The organism is bacterium, assembly GCA_024224155.1.
In the GTDB taxonomy this organism is placed as follows: domain Bacteria; phylum Acidobacteriota; class Thermoanaerobaculia; order Multivoradales; family JAHEKO01; genus CALZIK01.
Window position 1 is genome coordinate 1 of record JAAENP010000491.1, and the last position, 612, is coordinate 612.

General features: G+C 63.4%; 1 protein-coding gene. It reads right to left on the reverse strand.

All coding sequences use genetic code 11. The features are described 5' to 3' along the window. On the reverse strand, positions 1-333 hold a 333-nt coding region (locus GY769_23380; GenBank protein MCP4204861.1), incomplete at its 3' end, for a response regulator. Positions 334-612: the final 279 nt, after the last annotated feature.

The following is a 612-nucleotide window of genomic DNA, read 5'->3' on the forward strand; positions in this document are numbered from 1 at the left end:
ATCCGTGTCTTTGATGATGTAATCGAACACACCGGCAGCTCGCATCCGCTCTTCGACGACCGGATCGGGATAGCCGGTGACCATGACCACCGGCAACGTGGCGAGGCGGTCGCCGAGCGCCGCGACGATGTCGGCACCGGTCATATCGGGCAGCTTGTAGTCGAGAACTACCAACGCCAGTCGCTCGTACTCCTCGAGGCACTCGAGCGCCCGCTGGCCGATCGCGGCTAGCTTGACCCGGAAACCGTGCCGTTCGAGCGTCGCGCTCTCCAGCGCCGCAATCCCCTCGTCATCTTCGACCAGCAGCACATTGAGCGTTTTGGCGGCAGTCATCGATCGCGCCTCAAAGGTGTCTTGGCGTTGAGGATCGGGCCATCTCGATGTTGCCAAGGACGGCTTCCGACGGTCGAGGATATCATCTCTCAGCGACCGATTCTGGTTGAACGCCATGTCTCCGCTGGTCCAGTTCTCGACCAGGCCCTGGCGCCCGCCCTGAGCTAACGTGCTCCGGGAATCCGGCGCCGCTGGTGGGTGACTGAAGTGACCGCCGAATCGTTAGTCGGCTCTGGCCGAGCGTTGAGGCGCTCAGCCGGTCGAGTTCCTCGCGGCAGG